This window comes from Bacteroides muris (ex Fokt et al. 2023), from assembly GCF_024704895.1.
Classification (GTDB): domain Bacteria; phylum Bacteroidota; class Bacteroidia; order Bacteroidales; family Bacteroidaceae; genus Bacteroides; species Bacteroides muris.
Genome location: NZ_JAMZEE010000063.1, coordinates 1 through 14,408 on the forward strand (window position 1 = coordinate 1; position 14,408 = coordinate 14,408).

Consider the following 14,408-nt stretch of genomic DNA (forward strand, 5'->3'; position numbering starts at 1 on the left):
GGGGAGTCGGAGATATACCATTCTTTATTTTTAGATTATGCAAACTAACAGTGTAGATTTAACATACCCACAGGGTTTTTCCAACTTCACAAATATGTAATGAAATGCGTAACGAGGGTAAAAAAAGAACCCTTGAACTATCTCTAATTCAAGGGTTTTCTAAAAGTGAAAGTTTTTTTGGTGGTGCCACCAGCAACCGAAAACGGTTTGATATGGCACTATCTCTCAGTAAGTTATATCTTTGCTACGATGTAAGTCCCTTGAATAAGGTTTTCACAGCTTTGCACTGTTCAACACAAGTTTGTATCTTGGGTACGATTTCTGAATGCGAAGATAGTACATTTTCTGATATTAAATTCTTTAATTTAGATTTTTGTTAGTAAGTCGATGAAATTATTTATTTAGAATATCTATACATCTATCTAACATGACTTCATTGTCAATTATTACAATATGCAGTTTTTTTCTTGTCCTAGTGATTATTTGATATAACATTTGTCTTTGCGAATAATAAGTATTATCAGCAATTAAATCTCCTTGAGAATTATATTTAAAAGAGTCATCTATGACTATCACAACGTTGTCGAACTCTTGACCAACTACAGAATGTGCACTTTCTGTATCACCGGATAAGTATGCTTCATAATGGAAGGTTGAGCGCGTTCCCGGTGTGTAATTAGGCACTTTCCAGTTTTTCTTCGATAATTCTTGCAGCAATGATTTTGCAGAAAAATAATTTTTGCAATATGTAAGTTCAATGTTGGGATAGTCTATGTTGGATATATTCTTTTTGAGATTGAAAAGTTGTCTTATAAAATATGCAATTTCTTTATTTGTTCTAATTTTATCTGTTAGCTTATAGGGGGTACATGATAATTCTTTTTCAATCCTTTCTTTGGTATGGTAATTTTTCTCATTATCACGCAAGTATTGGTTTTCATCGTATGAGAATATGCATTTTTTATTGAAAGTGCGTACTTCTTCTATATATTTATCAAATTGATATGGATACATTCGTTGGGCTTCGTCAATTATAATTAAGTCAAAATCTGTCGTATTCGGAGCATATTTAGGCATATGTATGCTCCAGCCATATTCTTCCATTAAGATCTTGTGACCACTATTTAGTGGAGCACAATGTAAAATAAGTACTTTTTCGCCTTTCCGAATGCTTTCTTTAGCTATATGATAAGTCAATAATGTTTTGCCTGTTCCTGCACTACCTGTTAAAGCTATGAATTTTGTTGTTGCGTCAGATAACTTTGTTCGGATTTCATTATATATTTGTTCTTGTTGGACTGTAAGAAAATATCCTTCTGCCATAAATTTTTCAGGAGAATTGAAAGGAGAAACTAAATAGTCGGATGGATTAAATAAATCATCAATATTGTTGAATGTTACTACTTCTTGAAGAAACAGCTTGTTGCACAACTCATTAAAAGTCGCTTCTTTTATTTCATTATTACTATCTTTTATTATGAGTTTATAAAGCTTATTTTCGTTTAAAATATAGGTATAGATATAAACTTCCTTATCCAAGAACTCGAGGTAGTATCTATTCTTTTGCTGTTGTTTGAATATCTTGTCTATTGAACTCTCCGTTTTTATTTCTATGTTGATAATATAATTATCACCAAATCTAAGTAAATCAAATTCTTTTCCAATTTGTGGTATTGAATATCCTAAATAATAGTTGTTAACAATGGTGATGTTATTTTTTATTTTTAATAATTCATTCACAAAAGACTCTATACCATTAAGCTCGTAATCTTTTATTCCACTGATTATTCCGTAACTATTCATAAGTTTTTGGAATAGTGTATTACTTAGTTTTCGATAAGCTTCTATGATAGATAGAATATTGACACTTTTCATAGGGCAAATTTGCAAATACTAATTTTAAATATGATGATAATTTTTACTTGGTGTTTCATCTCTTTGGGCTATTCCAATAATATCCTCCATTTTTCTGTGCCCCTCTAAACTCTATCAAATCTAATCTAACCAAAGAATTTAAGTAGCGTTTAGCAGTCGGAACACTTTTGCCTATTAATCCTGCAATCTTAGACGAATTAAGTCCAGGATATTGCTTGATGATATTTAGTACTTCCTGTTCTTTTGAGTTTACAGTATCATTTACAGTATCATTTACAGTATCATTCTTGATACTGATACCTCTTTTGAATATAACCGTAAACATCCCGTCCGTATGAAATTCCGGTTCAGGAAGATTTGCTTCTCTCATAGCTTCTTGCATACGGGGAATACCGGATGCAACTCTTTCTACCAAGTGCATACGGGTAAATAATCCGAATATTAGCGGATTACGTGTCATGCTTTTGTGTCCAAAGTCTTTAGCTACAACAGGTAAAAGTCCTCCGGGATTGGAAATCTCTACCCGGTCTTCAAACATTTCTATCATAATGCTTGCGCCTTGTTCGTAGTAATCACGGTGCGACAGGGCGTTTATAATAGCTTCTTTAAATACGGTCAGAGGGATTTCCCAAATTTCCTCTCTTGGTCCTGTTCCCTCTATTTTATAAGCTACTTGCAGTTTGCTTTCCAGCCAAGACATAGCCTGTAAATACTGTTGGTACAATGAACCTCTGAAAGTTTTGTCATCTATAATATAGACTTTATTCGTTCCCTTGAAAAGAACACATCTTGTAACAACGTGTGGAAACTTTCGTTCAGGTTGTTTTCCAAAGAACATCGCTGCACCGTTCTTTGCCGTTCCATTCTCGGTAAACAGTTCCAAGTTCTCAAATATTTGTTTGTCGGGTGTGGATGGACTAAGTTTGGCTTCTGTTCGGAAATCCTTAATCATCTGTTCATCCGCATCCGTGTAGATATTGAACCAATGGCAGGGTATATGGTCGAAAAAGATTTTGTTACATTCCTGAAAGAAGCTGCGCATTTCTTCGGCTGTGCGAAGTTTTTGCGAGTTCGCTCCCTCACGCACATAGATAGAACCGGAAAATATATAAGGTTTATCTTTCCCTGACGGAACATCAATTACCCAAACTGTCTTATCCTCGATATTTACCGCATACATATCACAATGGAGAGCCGGAGATATTTCACTGATAGAGCCTTGAATGGCTGAACGTTTGTCATTTTCCAAACCTGTACCAATAATCTGTCCGTTATCATCTACGCCGATAAGCAAATATCCTCCGTCAGCATTAGCGAAAGCGCAAATTTCCTCTGTTAGTTCACGAACCTTTGAAGGAACACGAACTTTGAACTCTACATTATAGCCTTCTCCGCTATCGATGAGTGATTGTATGGTTTCTGTATTCAGCATAAGTTTTTATGACGATGATACAAAATTAGTTATTATGAAAATTAATCAATTCTCGTTTTCTTCAGCCATTTTTTTATATCCCCAATCAACCAAATATTTAATGAATGGAATAAGCTCCTTGCCTGTCTCGGTTAAAGAGTATTCGACTTTTGGGGGAACTTGGGGATACATTTCACGATGAATCAAATTATCCATTTCCAACTCTCTCAAGGTTTGTGTGAGCATCTTTGTACTTATGTCGGATATTTCACGGCTCAGTTCACCATATCGCATAACCGTATGTTTTGACAGAGCCCAAAGAATACGTCCTTTATATTTCCCTCCTATCCGTTGGAAAGCAAAATCAAGCACACAAATATCTTTTTTAATGTTCTTATTCATTTTTATTTGAGCACATTAATTTGATAATCAATATTCGATACCTTTTAGTCTGTATCATACTAAATTGTACATACTTGATACAAAGATAGTAAACATTTAACTTTGTGGGAAATATTAAAAGCATAAAAATGAAAAAACAGAAAGCATTAATTCTTATAGACCTCCAAAATGATTATTTTGAAGGTGGATTATATCCACTGGTAGGCAGTTTGGATGCTGTATTAAAAGCGCAAAAACTTATACATTATTTTAGGTTAAATTCCCTACCAGTTATATATATACGGCATATTTCATCTAGACAGGATGCAACTTTTTTTCTACCTGATACTATAGGGGCAGAAATACATAGCAGTGTTACTCCAATAAAAAACGAAGATATAATTATTAAACATTCTCCGAACAGTTTTTACCAGACAGAATTAAATAATTTGTTACGATCCAAAAATGTCACAGATGTAGTTATTTGTGGTATGATGACACACATGTGCGTGGATGCTACCGTAAGAGCAGCTAAAGACTTGGGATATAAATGCACTATAATACAGGACGCTTGCGCTACTAAAGCTTTAGAATTTCAAGGTTTTAAGGTAGAAGCAGAAAAAGTACAAGCTGTTTTTTTAGCTGCATTAACACCATTTTATGCCACTATTATATCGACTGACGAGTACATAAAATCATGTTTAACGACACTTTAAATTAAAGAAAATGAAAAGAATCCTTGAATTGAGCATATTTCAGTTATTGTCTGAATATACTCAACACAAAGCATCTGTTGCAGAGTTGACAGATGCTATCAATGAATTGACTGCTTATTTAGTAGAAATAAGTACAGTAGAACAGGATTATGCAGTCCTATTACGTTTTTATTCAATGGGATTAAACAAGCTCAAATTGTATCGTATGCAATTTGGGCAAAAGGAAAATACCCTTTACGCAATTTATTGATGAAGCAATAGGAATAATAAATACAGAAATTTATATTATAAGGTTACGAATTAAATATCCCGAACAGTTCAGGACACATTCTAATACACAACCACTTTCCCCTCTCTACCTCGCTGACAAGACAACCCTTATCAACATCATGGAAATGGTAAGCGGTTTGTTCCTCTCCAAAGACATCGTGTATCAGAACGGCAAGGTCGCCTACTTGGTGGACTTGGCGAAAGCCTTTGAATGGCTGTTCAACATCAAGATAGGCGACTGTTACCAAAAACATGAGGACGTGATAAAACGAAAGCCGGGCAAACTGACCGGGTTTCTTAATGGATTGGTAGAACTTATCAAAAAGGAACATGACAAGAAAGGGTACAGATAACCAACGGCTTACGATTTATTTATAGGGGATTCCATTAGTTCCCCTATAATTTCTTTGCACCTGTTTTCTGAACTTTGCTTCATCAATCGATTGACAGACCATAATGTATAATCAGAAAAATGAAGCAATCATGTATATAGACAATGACGATTTCAGCGTATGGATGCAGAAACTGTACGTCAAACTGGAAGAACTCTGCAAGGATGTACGGGTACTGCGCAATGCCGACAGGGTGCTGCCCGAAGATGACAACCTGCTGGATAATCAGGACTTGTGCCTGCTGTTCAAAGTAAGTATCAAGACCCTGCAACGCTACCGGGCTATCGGTGCGCTGCCGTACTTCACAATCAGCGGAAAAGTGTACTACAAGGCTTCCGATGTCCGGGAGTTCATCAAGGAGCGGTTCAGCGTCACCACGTTGCGCCAGTTCGAGAAAGAACACTGCACGAAGAAAAAGAAGTGAATTAAAAAGCCGGGGCGGTTCTGTTTCGGCTTCGCTTTTGTTTTATGGCTTGCCTAATTTGTCGGCTTGCTCCCTTAGCTGCTCGGCTTGCTCGTTTAACAGCCTTGCCTGTTCCAACGCTTCCGCCTGCTTTCTGCTGCGGTATTCAAAGCCTTTCACCGAATCGGTCAGGCTTCGGATGAAATCGTTGTCCCGTTCCCTGCTGAACCTCGTTTCCAGCAAATCAAGGCTGCTGCCGTCTGCCTTTCCTTTCATCAGGATATAGCGGTATTTTATATCGTTGTCCTGTAACCGCTGCATTCTTTGTATAAACCGCACATTCAATGCAAGCGACACAAGACAAATGATTATCCCTGCTGAAAGAAGAAAGAACTTGGGTTTCAAATAGGGAGTTACCCGGTATGTCAGTTTGCCGTACCATGAAACGGGCATTGCTTCCCCTGTCGTTGTATCATCAGCCGGGAACAACACCTTTAACCGTTCCTTGAAATATCGGTGCGAGGTCACGATAAGCCCCTTTATATCTTCAAGGTCTTGTTTTTGGTTCTCGGACTGCCCTTTTCCGATACTGCCGATTTGGTTTAGAATCTCCCGTACCGTGTTTTCAGTAATGCCGGATTTACCTTGCATTTCCGAAATGCGCTGTTCGATAACGTCCAGTCGGTTAATCGTTTCCTCCCGGCTGGCTGGCGTTACCTGCTTCTCCTGCCGTTCTTTCAGTTCCGTAACCATAGAGAGAAGCCCCTCCAAAATTAAATTTTCTTCCATGTTCCTACAATTTTAAGTGTCGTTTCTTTTTCTTCCTTTTTCTTTCACCGGGATTGTCGGGCGTATCATCAGCCGGAGAGGACGGGGTAGAGAACAGACCGCCCAAGCCTGCCAGTAACGGACTGTCGGCTTTGCCCGGTGTCTGCGATAGCTCCTGAACAGGTGCGGAAATCGTCTGTCGGTTGCTTTCGGTAGTGTTCAACCTCGCATCCCCGAAACATTTATCCAGCTTGGAGAAACTGAAACTGCGGTCTATCTCCGAACCCTTGAACGTGTATTCACCTTTGGAAAAGGAAACACCTTGTATCTCGCTTGTCTGCCCCTTGTACTTGAACCGGACAGTAATACCCTTTTCCGCTAACCGCTCCTGTAACTGCCGCCAGTTCTTGGACTTCCAGATTTCATTCTTTACAGCCGTGTAAATCTCGTATTTCGACTTGTCCGGCTCTTTCAAGCGGTGCTGCTTTACCTGTTCTTTTCCACCAGCAAAATAAAGCCCGTGTTTGGTTTTCAGCTTCTTGCAGACCTGCTCGTTACGGTACATATCGTTCCTGTCCGAAATGGTCTTGCCGTTGTTGTCTATGCGGTTGAACACGATATGCACATGTGGGTGTTCCCGGTCTTGATGGCGCACGATGATATACTGCGTATCGGTGATTTTCATTTCACGCATATACTCCTGCACAAGCTGTACCATCTTCTCGTCTGTCAATTTGGGTGCATCCACTGCCGAATAACTTAACGCAATATGTCCGACAGGCTTCTTCAAATCGGGATTCATCCCGGTCTGCATACAGAAGCTGCGGATTATATCGCCCCGGCTTTCAGTCAGAACCCCGTCCGCATGAAGCAAAACCGCCTGCTCCTTGCCTAACACATAGTTTACGCAACCCTTAAACCCGCTTCCCTTTTTTATTTTTCCAATCATCCGACAACTGGTTTATAATTTCGACAATCCTGTTTTTCAGTTTCACCAGTTCCACCGCCACCAGTGCGAAACCTCCGGCATTTGCCCGGTGTGCCAGTTGGTTGATGTTGTTGGCTTCCCCTGCCAGCTTGCGGATGGTGTCCGCATCCTGCCTGTTCAGCCGGGGTATGACCTCTGCCGAAACAACTGCCTGCCGTACATACTCACTGACACGCAACCCGGCTTCTCCGGCTCGCTTCCTGATGGCGTAATACTGCAACTCGGTCAGTTTCGTACTGACTACCCGGTTCTGCTTGTCTATCCGGCTTTTTGCCGGGCGACCTCCCGGTTTATTCCTGTCATGTGTTTTTGCTTTTAGGTGGTATCTTAAAAATTGCGACCAACGGGAGAAATTTTCTTTGCGATGAGCAAAGCAAGGTGTTTCGGTCTACCGAAACATAACCTTGCTCTCCCTAATCACACAGCCTGCCGTCGGTTCATGCCGCCAGCCTTGCAGGTCACATCCTTAGCCCTCTCTTTCTTTTTTCACCCGGATTTTGTCTGTTGCCCTGCTCCGGCTGGGGCTTGTCGGTAACTGTCAAATCTTGGGATTGTTTCACTTTAAGGCTACGCAGATAGTCGTTCAGGTCATTGTGACCGCTGTACAGGTGTGATGCGTCACGTACACGCCATTTGTATTCCTGCCTTATGGCTTCAACCGCTTTCCTGCCTGCCTCGTCATTGTCAAGCATACAGTGTATATGCCCGTAACCAGCCAGCGGATATAAGGCTTTATCCGTGTTGGTGGTGGAGTTCAGGATAACGTAGTCCTGCCAGTCGGTACAGGGCATACCCGGGCTTTTCTGTTGCCGGATAGTGAGGAATGAAAGATAGTCCATAAAGCCCTCGAACACGAAACAGGTATCTCTCGGCTCTCCCTTTTGCCTTATGTGGGTGATGTCTTTCGATGTGCTGCCCTTGAAACGGGGATTGCGAAGCTCGTAACCTCCTGAATCATTCCTGAACGCCAGCGCAAAATAAGGCTTTCCACCGATGCGGTAATACATTTCCTGCACGTATGGGGCTGCCGTTCCGGGGGGAATCCCCCTTTCCTGCAAGTAGTGCATGAGTGCCGGATTCTGTAACGGCTGTATTCTGCGTATCTCTATCGGGTTGGCTGCCTGCCTTTTCGTGTCCCTTTCGGGCAGGTCTTTCCCGTGAAAGGAAAAAGAGGCGGTATCGCCCTGTTCCAGTCGGCAGATAGCACCGTAGGCGTTGCACCCGTTCTGCTTCATCACAAGGTCGATGAGCGTCCCGCCCTCACCAGTTCCGTAGTCACACCATAAATTAGCGTTATAATCCACCTTGAAACTTGGCGTGTTGTCTTCCCGTAAGGGGCTGCGGTACATCCCGTAGCTTCCCTTTTCCGTGACGGGCTGGATTCCTAAAGAGTTCAGGTAATCCTTGATACTGATATTGTTGGCTTCCTTGTAGGTCATAATCTTTATTTTTTTGATGTTGATAAATTGCAGTAGCACAGTAAGAAGTCAGTAAGAAGAAAAGTCACTATGTTTCTGCGCATAATTCTTTTTTTTTCAGTGGATTATCTCTTATGCAGTAAGATAAGTAAGTTATTTCTTCAAAAGAAGATAGAAATATGACCCTGATAAATCCTGCGTTTTTTCTTTTCCCAAACTTTTCCAAAAGTTTGTGGTTTTATCTTACTGCTTACTGCGCTATTATTAAATATCTGATATACAGGCTATAAAATAAAAAATATATCTTACTATGGCAGTTACTGCGTTGCAGTAATAACCAATCGTAAAATGACCGTGCTAACCGTAATCGCTGTTTGTACAGGATGTTGGAACAGGCTTTATCCTATACCCATATACCGAATAGGTCTGTTTGTCGATACGTTTCTGTACCCGTTTGAACCCGGCTTTGCGTAACGCTTCCCCCAGCCGTTTTTCGGATAGTTGCATGGGGCATATATCCCGTAAGCGTGCCAGTATTTGTGCCGTTATCATAAAAAACAGGGCTTCTTCCCCCTCTGTCGGCTTCTCAAAGTATTGTGCCAGCATCTCGAACTCGACTGTCTGCACCTCAAATTCCGCATTTGTCAGGTGCAGTTTCCCAATCTCCGCATCATTGAACCAGTAGCGTACGCCCTGACGGTACAGGTACATGATTTCGGAATAGACGTTATCCATGCGGATGCTTTCTGCCGTGGGCTTGTCTATGCGCAGCACCTCGAACGGCAAAAAACGCCTGCTGCCTGTCGGGTCGGTCAGGAACTCGTTGCCGTTTACCGAAGCCATGAAGCTGGCGAGGTGGGGGTATTCCTCTATATAAACATCATACGGTCTGCGGTACTTTACCGCCGGGGTGGTGATAAGGTTCTTCAATGCGTTCTCGTTCTGCTTGTTGAGTTCCTTTAGCTGGTCGTCAATGTTGATGAACAGGTATTCGGCTATCAGTGTCAGGATGTCTTTGCCCTGCGGGTCTATCTTCCCGGTGAACAGGTAGTTCTTAAGCGGTGTTGGGCAAAGATTGTCCAGCCACCACGATTTGAACTGTCCCTGCTTGTCCCCTGTCAATACCAAACAGGTATGGTTCTGACACCCCGTGTCGTTCATGGCGTTGGCTACCACACCGATAAGCCATTTCGTGAAATATTCCTCCCATTTGCCGGGGTTGGCTACTTGTACCGTGTTCAGGAGCCTGCCGATATGCCCGTGTTCGGTTGGATTAAGAAGTGGCAGGGCGTTGAAGTATTCCCGTATGGGATGTACCTTTCTTGCGAAATCGCTTTCCAGTATGGTACGGATGTTCTCGGCAGAGGTGACGATACCAGCGGCCGCATCCAGCCTGCGCCTGAACGAGTTCAGAACGAATTTCGTAACGGGCTGGTACAAGTCCGAAGAGCCTGCAGCCCGGTATTCCGTCCGGCTCTTTACGGTGTTGAACCGGAAATCAAACAGGACGTTCAACAGGCTTTCGATGCGCTCGTTCTTGGACTGCCAGCCCTCGATATGCCGTGTTTCATCACCTCTTTTCTTTTTCATCGGGAAGTCTGTTAGAAGCCGGGACATACTGCTGCTGCATCCACTTTTTGAGTTCCTCCATGTCGAAACGCAGAGTACGCCCACGCTTGACACACGGTATCATCCCCTTGCCGGCTAAATGATACAGGTAATTGACCGAATACTCGGTTATACCGCTGGCAACGGATATTTTGACTAACACAGGCTCTTTTCCGTCCTGCCGTTCTTCGGGCTGTGCGCCCGTGACCGGGGCAATCATCTTTTCGATGTTCTCCAGCCGTTTGAAAATTTCTTCGAAAGGATTGTTCATAAGTGCTTATTTTTTGAATTAGCACCACAAATAAAATAAGAAAAATCGGTAAAAAACAAAGCGTCAGCCGTTTGGAATCGCTTTGCTTCGCTCTGCACCAAATTAATGTCGGCAAATAGAAAACGGCTTTGTGTTCATTACCTTACTTATTTAAGGAGTGGAGAAAAAACAGTTTTTTTGTTATCGGTTCGTTTCTTTCATGTTGTTTTTGGGTTTGCGGTGGACATTTTCGGACACGCAAGGTCATTTACGGACAGAGGGGAACAACCTATTATTCAGCCTTATATATTTGCACCAGTGAAGAAAAACGGAGTATTGACAAGAATAAATATATCGGTTATGGAAATAGTGACGATTGAAAAGAAAACTTTTGAACTATGGAAACAGAGGTTTGAAAATTTTGTGGGGCGTGTGGATGCGCTCTGTGTGCCTTTACGCAGGAAGCGTGACAAATGGCTGGATAACTGCGAAACCTGCCGTTTGCTGAATGTTTCATCCCGGACGATGCAGACCTACCGTGACACGGGGAAACTGCCTTATTCGCAGATTAACAATAAGATTTATTACAAGGCTTCGGACGTGGAAACATTTCTGCTTAACCAAGTAAGGGGCAATTCTAAAAAGTAGGCGTATGAATTTGATAACGAAAGATTCCGATACCACGCTGGTACTGTTTTCTTCCCTCGACAGGGTATTGGAAAACGTGGAGTACGTGGTAATGAACTATCGCCCGGTATTGAACGGTGAACACTACCTGACGGGCGAGGAAGTGTGCAAGCGGCTTTGCATCAGCAAACGGACTTTGCAGGATTACAGGGACACGGGGCTGCTGGGGTATGTGCAGCTTCCGGGAAAAATCATCTACCGGGAAAGTGACATCATGGATTTGTTGGAAAGGTTCTATCAGAAATGAAATCTTAAAAACATGAAATCTTGTTTTCTGTATTTATTGTTTGATTAATTGAAAGCCAGCAATCACGGTTTCTTGAAAACTGTGTTGCTGGCTTTTTAATTATTCAAAAACTATTCAGTAACAAAATGCTTTGTAGAACAATATGCCTTAACTCCCATTTTGGATGTAGTGTGTAATATTAGGATAATGGCAGGAACTAAAATGGCAGGTGTCATTCCTATAATTGGTGATAACCAATTTGATAGAGCAGTAACACTTCCTAAACCGATGGATTTTCCTGCCGCTAAAAATTTCTTTTGTTCTTTTTCATAATCAGGATGTCCACAAATGAGTTTGTCAAATTCATCTTTTAGTCTGCTCCAATAGTTTTGGGCTTCTGCCGTATTGGTTTGACTACCTCCGAATGTTGCTGTTTGAATGGGACCTCTCGCTGTTAACCATTCCTCGGCTGCTTTTTCTTCTCCATATTTAGATACTAATTGTTCAATAACAACTTTTTGATATGGTTTAAGGCAAGCATACCACTCGTTAAGTGATAAATCATCTATTTCTATCATAACATTTCTTTTATGTGATTTGCAGAAATACAATAAGAAGTTTGGTTTAACTCATGAGGGTTTATTCCGGCTATAATAACTCCTGACGCAGGCGCATAAGTACCTATTAATAAGCCAACAATTGCCCCTGTCCTAATATTAAATACTAAAGAACCTGATTGTCCAGGTCTTGTTTGTATATTAATCGTTGCATATTTTGATTTGATTCCGGATGTTTCTAATAACATTTTAGCTCCAATTTCTGTTTCTTGATATGTTAACACTCTTCTGCCCATAACACAATGTGGAAATCCAAACATACCAATTTTCTCTCCCACAGGAATGTTATCTAATGATTCCAATGGAGGTAAATTGCCATTAAATCCTAAATCCGTTTTTAATATGCATAAATCAGTAATTGGATTTATATCTTCAATAATAGCTGTGGCAGGACGACATGATAAGTCTGTTACGTCTTGATAAACATTTATATTCGGAATATGAGGTAACAAAACGCATAAATCATTTGTTTCATTTCCTACAACATGTCGTGCTGTAACTACTTTACCCTCATTAGAAATAAGGAATCCGGTTCCTAACATGTCAATTGCATGAGTATTTTTATTGTATTTCCCTATTACAAGTGTTATTTGTGTAAAATCAAACATGGCTTTTATATTTATAATGTTTCTATTGTCAAATTTAGCAGAAAAAACTCATATATGCAAATTATTAATTTGTTTTTCAACTTCTTGCATATCCCTTAATATCGTTTGGTCTAATACCTTTGCATAATGCTGTGTCATTCGGGTGGATGAATGCCCCAACATTTTAGCCACGTTAGGTAGTGATACGTTGTTAGCCAGTGCGATAACCGATGCGAAACTGTGGCGGCCGCAGTGGAAAGTGATAGGTTATGCAAGGAAAAGCTGGCAAGTGAAGTAAGAACGTAAATCGTTTGAAATGAGCAATGTTTCTGTATTTTGCTAAATATAGAAAATGCAAACAGCAACAGAATATTGAGGTTGTTCAGTTACCAAACCGTTAGCCGGGCAGTTACCGAAACGGGAATAGGTAACGGCAGGCAATGAAAAGAAACCCTCACCGTTTTGTTTGCGCTCATACACAGTGTTTTGCATATCAAGGAACGCTTATATGGCAAGTAATTTTGCACTAAAAAATATAAGCGTATGAAAGTAGAAAAATTCAAGGTGTTGCTCTACCTCAAAAAGAGCGGACTGGACAAATCGGGTAAAGCCCCGATAATGGGAAGAATCACCGTGAACCGCACGATGGCACAGTTCGGATGCAAGCTGTCCTGCACGCCTGAATTGTGGAATCCACGTGAAAGCCGTCTGAACGGCAAGAGCAAGGAAGCTGTGGAAACCAATACCAGGATTGAAAAACTGCTGTTGGCGGTAAACGCCGCATTCGACAGCCTTGTGTCCCGTAAGGCTGGTTTTGACGCCATCGATGTGAAAGACCTTTTTCAAGGTAGCATGGAAACGCAGATGACCCTCATGAAAATGACAGATGCAATCTGTGACGACATTAAGGCACGTATCGGCATAGACCGTGCGAAAGGGACTTATCCCGGTTATCACTATATGCGGCTGACGCTCGGGGAGTTCATCGAAACCAAGTACAAGGTCAAGGATCTGGCTTTCGGACAATTGACGGAACAGTTCATCCACGACTATCAAGCCTTTGTCACGGAAGAGAAAGGCTATGCGATTGATACCGTACGCCACCACCTTGCCATCCTAAAGAAAATCTGTCGCATAGCCTACAAAAACGGGTATTCCGAGAAATGCCATTTTCAACATTTCGCCCTGCCCCGGCAATCAGAAAGGACACCACGTGCATTGAGCCGCGAATCGTTCGAAAGAATCCGTGATGTGGAGATACCTTCGTACCGAAAGACGCACATATTGGCACGCGACCTTTTTCTGTTTGCCTGCTATACGGGTGTGTCATACGCTGATGTGGTTTCCATCACGGACGAGAACCTGTACACGGATGACAACGGATCATTATGGCTGAAATACCGCCGAAAGAAAAATGAACATCGGGCGAGCGTGAAACTGCTTCCCGAAGCGTTGGCACTACTTGAGAGATACAAGGACGAAACACGGGAAACGCTTTTCCCGATAATCCACCACCCGAACATGAAACGGCACATGAAAGCGTTAGCGGCACTGGCAGGCATCAAGGATAACTTGTGTTATCATCAGGCCCGCCATAGTTTTGCTTCGCTGATAACACTCGAAGCGGGTGTGCCGATAGAAACCATCAGCCGAATGTTGGGACATTCCGATATTTCCACCACTCAGGTCTATGCCCGTGTCAGCCCGAAGAAACTTTTCGAGGACATGGATAAGTTTATCAAAGCTACCGAGGATTTTCAATTAACACTTTAATACATAAAATGATATGCGAAGCACATTTTCATTGTTAC

General features: G+C 41.6%; 18 protein-coding genes and 1 pseudogene. 7 read left to right on the forward strand and 12 right to left on the reverse strand.

Features of this window, described 5'->3' with window-relative positions:
* Positions 1-393: 393 nt before the first annotated feature.
* The 3 genes from M1B78_RS17225 to M1B78_RS17235 form a co-directional block, all read right to left on the reverse strand.
* Entirely contained in the window at positions 394-1,803 is a 1,410-nt protein-coding gene (locus M1B78_RS17225; RefSeq protein WP_257941342.1) for a DNA/RNA helicase domain-containing protein, read from the reverse strand.
* Positions 1,804-1,930: 127 nt separating this feature from the next.
* Positions 1,931-3,307, reverse strand: a complete 1,377-nt coding sequence (locus M1B78_RS17230) for an AlbA family DNA-binding domain-containing protein (protein WP_257941343.1) — start codon at positions 3,305-3,307, stop codon at positions 1,931-1,933.
* A gap of 45 nt (positions 3,308-3,352) precedes the next feature.
* On the reverse strand, positions 3,353-3,688 hold the full coding sequence (locus M1B78_RS17235; RefSeq protein ID WP_022401675.1) for a winged helix-turn-helix transcriptional regulator: 336 nt from the start codon (positions 3,686-3,688) through the stop codon (positions 3,353-3,355).
* A 128-nt stretch (positions 3,689-3,816) separates the two neighbouring features.
* Between M1B78_RS17235 and M1B78_RS17240 the strand changes: the two genes are divergently transcribed.
* The 4 genes from M1B78_RS17240 (at position 3,817) to M1B78_RS17255 (ending at position 5,469) form a co-directional block, all read left to right on the forward strand.
* Positions 3,817-4,383, forward strand: coding sequence for a cysteine hydrolase family protein (locus M1B78_RS17240; RefSeq protein WP_257941344.1), 567 nt, complete (start codon positions 3,817-3,819; stop codon positions 4,381-4,383).
* Between the two features lie 10 nt (positions 4,384-4,393).
* Positions 4,394-4,633 carry a hypothetical protein gene (locus tag M1B78_RS17245; protein ID WP_007653839.1) on the forward strand — a complete coding sequence of 80 codons (240 nt, stop codon included), beginning with the start codon at positions 4,394-4,396 and terminating at the stop codon, positions 4,631-4,633.
* Positions 4,596-5,006 carry an RteC domain-containing protein gene (locus M1B78_RS17250; RefSeq protein ID WP_276019246.1) on the forward strand — a complete coding sequence of 137 codons (411 nt, stop codon included), beginning with the start codon at positions 4,596-4,598 and terminating at the stop codon, positions 5,004-5,006. Before M1B78_RS17245 ends, M1B78_RS17250 begins: the two co-directional genes overlap by 38 nt.
* Positions 5,007-5,136: 130 nt before the next feature.
* Complete coding sequence (locus M1B78_RS17255; RefSeq protein WP_036618161.1) at positions 5,137-5,469, forward strand: helix-turn-helix domain-containing protein; 333 nt, start codon at positions 5,137-5,139, stop codon at positions 5,467-5,469.
* Between the two features lie 42 nt (positions 5,470-5,511).
* Here M1B78_RS17255 and M1B78_RS17260 read toward each other — a convergent pair whose 3' ends face one another.
* The 6 genes from M1B78_RS17260 to M1B78_RS17285 all read right to left on the reverse strand — a co-directional run bounded on the left by M1B78_RS17260 (position 5,512) and on the right by M1B78_RS17285 (position 10,501).
* A complete protein-coding gene (locus M1B78_RS17260; protein WP_036618159.1) occupies positions 5,512-6,237 on the reverse strand; it encodes a hypothetical protein in 726 nt (241 codons plus the stop codon).
* 4 nt (positions 6,238-6,241) lie between these two features.
* A complete protein-coding gene (locus M1B78_RS17265; RefSeq protein ID WP_257941345.1) occupies positions 6,242-7,165 on the reverse strand; it encodes a relaxase/mobilization nuclease domain-containing protein in 924 nt (307 codons plus the stop codon).
* Complete coding sequence (locus M1B78_RS17270; protein ID WP_257941352.1) at positions 7,131-7,466, reverse strand: MobC family plasmid mobilization relaxosome protein; 336 nt, start codon at positions 7,464-7,466, stop codon at positions 7,131-7,133. Before M1B78_RS17270 ends, M1B78_RS17265 begins: the two co-directional genes overlap by 35 nt.
* 196 nt (positions 7,467-7,662) lie before the next feature.
* Positions 7,663-8,643: a toprim domain-containing protein gene (locus tag M1B78_RS17275; protein WP_227806044.1), complete on the reverse strand. Its 981-nt coding sequence runs from the start codon at positions 8,641-8,643 to the stop codon at positions 7,663-7,665.
* 336 nt (positions 8,644-8,979) lie between these two features.
* Positions 8,980-10,212 (reverse strand): VapE domain-containing protein, encoded by a 1,233-nt coding sequence (locus tag M1B78_RS17280; protein ID WP_257941346.1) that lies wholly within the window; start codon positions 10,210-10,212, stop codon positions 8,980-8,982.
* Positions 10,193-10,501: a helix-turn-helix domain-containing protein gene (locus M1B78_RS17285; RefSeq protein WP_257941347.1), complete on the reverse strand. Its 309-nt coding sequence runs from the start codon at positions 10,499-10,501 to the stop codon at positions 10,193-10,195. Before M1B78_RS17285 ends, M1B78_RS17280 begins: the two co-directional genes overlap by 20 nt.
* Before the next feature lie 339 nt (positions 10,502-10,840).
* Between M1B78_RS17285 and M1B78_RS17290 the strand changes: the two genes are divergently transcribed.
* A complete protein-coding gene (locus M1B78_RS17290; protein ID WP_257941348.1) occupies positions 10,841-11,128 on the forward strand; it encodes a helix-turn-helix domain-containing protein in 288 nt (95 codons plus the stop codon).
* 4 nt (positions 11,129-11,132) lie between these two features.
* Positions 11,133-11,414: a helix-turn-helix domain-containing protein gene (locus M1B78_RS17295; protein ID WP_257941349.1), complete on the forward strand. Its 282-nt coding sequence runs from the start codon at positions 11,133-11,135 to the stop codon at positions 11,412-11,414.
* A gap of 110 nt (positions 11,415-11,524) precedes the next feature.
* Here the strand turns inward: M1B78_RS17295 and M1B78_RS17300 are convergent, their stop codons facing one another.
* The 3 genes and pseudogenes from M1B78_RS17300 to M1B78_RS17310 all read right to left on the reverse strand — a co-directional run.
* Complete coding sequence (locus M1B78_RS17300) at positions 11,525-11,971, reverse strand: hypothetical protein (RefSeq protein WP_054349893.1); 447 nt, start codon at positions 11,969-11,971, stop codon at positions 11,525-11,527.
* Positions 11,968-12,618 (reverse strand): S1 family peptidase, encoded by a 651-nt coding sequence (locus M1B78_RS17305; protein WP_229093614.1) that lies wholly within the window; start codon positions 12,616-12,618, stop codon positions 11,968-11,970. Before M1B78_RS17305 ends, M1B78_RS17300 begins: the two co-directional genes overlap by 4 nt.
* 48 nt (positions 12,619-12,666) lie before the next feature.
* A pseudogene (locus M1B78_RS17310) lies at positions 12,667-12,861 on the reverse strand (tyrosine-type recombinase/integrase); the annotation flags it as partial.
* 279 nt (positions 12,862-13,140) lie between these two features.
* Between M1B78_RS17310 and M1B78_RS17315 the strand changes: the two are divergent.
* On the forward strand, positions 13,141-14,370 hold the full coding sequence (locus M1B78_RS17315; protein ID WP_257941350.1) for a site-specific integrase: 1,230 nt from the start codon (positions 13,141-13,143) through the stop codon (positions 14,368-14,370).
* The last annotated feature ends 38 nt before the right edge of the window (positions 14,371-14,408 follow it).

Coding starts and splice junctions, on each gene's coding strand:
- M1B78_RS17295 (WP_257941349.1), top strand. CDS start 11,133: ATGAATTTGATAACGAAAGATTCCGATACCACGCTGGTACTGTTTTCT.
- M1B78_RS17290 (WP_257941348.1), top strand. CDS start 10,841: ATGGAAATAGTGACGATTGAAAAGAAAACTTTTGAACTATGGAAACAG.
- M1B78_RS17245 (WP_007653839.1), top strand. CDS start 4,394: ATGAAAAGAATCCTTGAATTGAGCATATTTCAGTTATTGTCTGAATAT.
- M1B78_RS17260 (WP_036618159.1), bottom strand. CDS start 6,237: ATGGAAGAAAATTTAATTTTGGAGGGGCTTCTCTCTATGGTTACGGAA.
- M1B78_RS17285 (WP_257941347.1), bottom strand. CDS start 10,501: ATGAACAATCCTTTCGAAGAAATTTTCAAACGGCTGGAGAACATCGAA.
- M1B78_RS17225 (WP_257941342.1), bottom strand. CDS start 1,803: ATGAATAGTTACGGAATAATCAGTGGAATAAAAGATTACGAGCTTAAT.
- M1B78_RS17305 (WP_229093614.1), bottom strand. CDS start 12,618: ATGTTTGATTTTACACAAATAACACTTGTAATAGGGAAATACAATAAA.
- M1B78_RS17230 (WP_257941343.1), bottom strand. CDS start 3,307: ATGCTGAATACAGAAACCATACAATCACTCATCGATAGCGGAGAAGGC.
- M1B78_RS17280 (WP_257941346.1), bottom strand. CDS start 10,212: ATGAAAAAGAAAAGAGGTGATGAAACACGGCATATCGAGGGCTGGCAG.
- M1B78_RS17240 (WP_257941344.1), top strand. CDS start 3,817: ATGAAAAAACAGAAAGCATTAATTCTTATAGACCTCCAAAATGATTAT.
- M1B78_RS17275 (WP_227806044.1), bottom strand. CDS start 8,643: ATGACCTACAAGGAAGCCAACAATATCAGTATCAAGGATTACCTGAAC.
- M1B78_RS17300 (WP_054349893.1), bottom strand. CDS start 11,971: ATGATAGAAATAGATGATTTATCACTTAACGAGTGGTATGCTTGCCTT.
- M1B78_RS17315 (WP_257941350.1), top strand. CDS start 13,141: ATGAAAGTAGAAAAATTCAAGGTGTTGCTCTACCTCAAAAAGAGCGGA.
- M1B78_RS17265 (WP_257941345.1), bottom strand. CDS start 7,165: ATGATTGGAAAAATAAAAAAGGGAAGCGGGTTTAAGGGTTGCGTAAAC.
- M1B78_RS17255 (WP_036618161.1), top strand. CDS start 5,137: ATGTATATAGACAATGACGATTTCAGCGTATGGATGCAGAAACTGTAC.
- M1B78_RS17235 (WP_022401675.1), bottom strand. CDS start 3,688: ATGAATAAGAACATTAAAAAAGATATTTGTGTGCTTGATTTTGCTTTC.